This is a genomic window from Dietzia sp. B44 (genome assembly GCF_014145245.1).
Taxonomy (GTDB): domain Bacteria; phylum Actinomycetota; class Actinomycetes; order Mycobacteriales; family Mycobacteriaceae; genus Dietzia; species Dietzia natronolimnaea.
In genome coordinates this window covers 1-2583 of sequence record NZ_JAALEF010000394.1, presented here as the reverse complement: position 1 = coordinate 2583, position 2583 = coordinate 1, and the positions used below count along the sequence as shown (strand labels likewise).

Annotated in this window: 4 protein-coding genes; all 4 read left to right on the top strand. The window is 69.3% G+C overall.

What is annotated here, in order from left to right:
- Positions 1 to 202 precede the first annotated feature (202 nt).
- Positions 203 to 748, top strand: a complete 546-nt coding sequence (rimP, locus tag G6017_RS12680) for a ribosome maturation protein RimP (protein ID WP_182617673.1) — start codon at positions 203 to 205, stop codon at positions 746 to 748.
- A complete protein-coding gene (gene nusA, locus G6017_RS12675) occupies positions 745 to 1731 on the top strand; it encodes a transcription termination factor NusA (protein ID WP_179525437.1) in 987 nt (328 codons plus the stop codon). Before rimP ends, nusA begins: the two co-directional genes overlap by 4 nt.
- Before the next feature lie 140 nt (positions 1732 to 1871).
- Complete coding sequence (locus G6017_RS12670) at positions 1872 to 2174, top strand: YlxR family protein (protein WP_182610233.1); 303 nt, start codon at positions 1872 to 1874, stop codon at positions 2172 to 2174.
- Between the two features lie 166 nt (positions 2175 to 2340).
- Positions 2341 to 2583: translation initiation factor IF-2 N-terminal domain-containing protein (locus G6017_RS12665; protein WP_182617671.1), on the top strand; the 243-nt coding region annotated here is incomplete at its 3' end.

The following is a 2583-nucleotide window of genomic DNA, read 5'->3' as shown; positions in this document are numbered from 1 at the left end:
AGGGCGCAACCACCGGCGGCCGCCACTCCGGTGGCGACCGCCGTCACCGCGACGAACCGTCGGCGCGACACGGGGGTGGTGGAGGAAACGGGCACCCCGACATCCTGCCAGGGCCCGTCGGACGCCGGACCGGGGGCGGTACAGTGATCCGGCCCGTCCGCAATCCGGATCGGCACCCACCAGCAGCGACGCCAGGAGCAACGTGATCGTCCCCGAGCCCGGCAGGGCCCATATCCGTAGAGCGGTCGCCGACCGTGGACTCGAACTCGAGGAGATCCGGGAGGATTCACGGGCCGCCGACTGGCAGGTGACCGTGGTCGTCGACGGCGACTCCGGTGTCACACTGGACGATCTCGCGACGCTGTCCACCGACCTCGACGACCTCGCCGAACAGTGGGGTGGGCCCGACCGGGCCGTGACGTTCGAGGTGACGAGCCGCGGCGTGGACGCCCCGCTCGAGGCACCCAGGCACTGGAGGCGGGCGCGCGGGCGTCAGGTCGACGTGAGTTACGTCGACGGTGTCACCGGCCCCGCCCGCGGGCGGATCGGAGACCTCGACGAGGAGACGGGGACCGTACGTCTGGTCCGCAGGTCGGGTCGTGGGATGCGTGTGGACTCGGTACCGTTGGACGACGTGGCACGCGCTGTGATCCGGGTCGAGTTCCGGCCCGCTCCGGAGGACGAACTCGCCCTCCTGTCGGAGCCCGCGGACCCCGGACGTGGCGTGCGAGAAGGAGAAGACAGTTGAACATCGACATGGCGGCGCTGAACATGTTGTCCCAGGAGCGGGAGATCCCGCTGGACGACCTGGTGCGGACGCTGGAGAACGCACTGCTCACCGCGTACAAGCGCACCGATGACGCGCACCGCGTCGCGCGGATCCAACTCGACCGGAAGGCCGGGACCGTCGCGGTCATGGCGGCCGAGGTCGACGACGAGGGCAACCGGATCGGCGAGTTCGACGCCACCCCGTCCGATTTCGGCCGGGTGGCCGCGGCGACGGCCCGGCAGATCATCCTGCAACGCCTGCGCGAGGCCGAGACCGAGCGGATCTACGGCGACCTGGTCGCCCGTGAGGGCGAGGTGGTCAGCGGGGTCATCCAGTCGGATTCCCGTGCCAACGCGCGGGGGATCGTCGTCGTGCACATCGGGCCCGAGAACGGCGGTACCGAGGGCACCATCGCACCGGCCGAGCAGGTCCCGGGCGAGACCTACCAGCACGGCGACCGCATCAAGTGCCACGTCGTGGGGGTGCACAAGGGGCCGCACGGTGCCTCCGTCTCCCTGTCGCGAACCCACCCCGATCTCGTCCGTGGACTCTTCGCCCTGGAGGTACCGGAGATCGGTGACGGATCCGTCCGGATCTCGGCGATCGCCCGCGAGGCCGGACATCGGACCAAGATCGCCGTGGAGACGACGGTGTCGGGCCTCAACGCCAAGGGCGCCTGCATCGGGCCGAACGGCGCCCGGGTCCGGGCGGTGATGGCGGAACTCAACGGAGAGAAGATCGACATCGTCGACTTCGACGAGGACCCCACGGTGTTCGTGGGTAACGCGCTCTCTCCGGCGAAGGTCATCTCCGTGACCGTCGCGGACGCCGAGACGAGGGCTGCGCGCGTCGTGGTCCCCGATTACCAGCTCTCGTTGGCGATCGGCAAGGAGGGGCAGAACGCCCGCCTGGCCCACCGGCTGACGCAGTGGCGGATCGACATCCACAGCGACGCGGAGTGACGTCCGGCACGGTCGCGGTCCACGCGGTCGGGCGCGCCGTTAGTGTCGATAGTCAACGACCTGTAGACTCACCAGATGTCACAGTGACTTCACGTCCACCCACTCGCGTGGGAGGGACGGCGAGAAACCGAGGCGGCCTCATGCGGGTGCATCACGACCAGCAGAAGGGCCCGGCCGAGGTGCCGGGTCCGGTGAGGACCTGCGTCGGCTGTCGCCGCCGGGATTCCGATTCCCGGTTACTGCGGATCGTTCACGATCCGCGGGCGTCAGCCCTCTCGCCGGACCCCGACCGGCGAGCGGTCGGGCGGGGAGCCTGGGTGCACCGTGACGAGCGGTGCATCGCGACAGCACTCGACCGCAAGGCCTTCACCAGGTCCCTGCGGGTCGCCGGGAACGTGTCCCAGGATGCGATCTCGGAGGTGCTCGAGACGCTATCGTCGTGAGCACGAGACCACCCGTCGGCCGCATGGGCCGACCGGGGGAGCACAAGAGAAGGAACGGACCAGACACGATGAGCACACCGTGAAGTTCCAGCGATGAACGTCCATCGAATGTAGACCGAGGTCGCGCGGCCAGCCCTGCCGTGAAGACCTCGCAGTGAGGAGAGCAGTGGCAGGCAAGCCCCGGGTACACGAGCTGGCAAAAGAGTTCGGTATCACCAGTAAAGAACTTCTGACGAAACTCCGCGATCAGGGAGAGTTCGTCAAATCCGCATCGTCGACCCTCGAGGCCCCGGTGGTCCGACGTCTCCGTGCGTCGCACGCACCGTCCGACGGTGGAGTCGACTCCGCGCCGTCGAGCCCCGGCTCCGGTGGACCCGCGGCGCCGAAGCCCGGCGCGGCGCCCACGCCG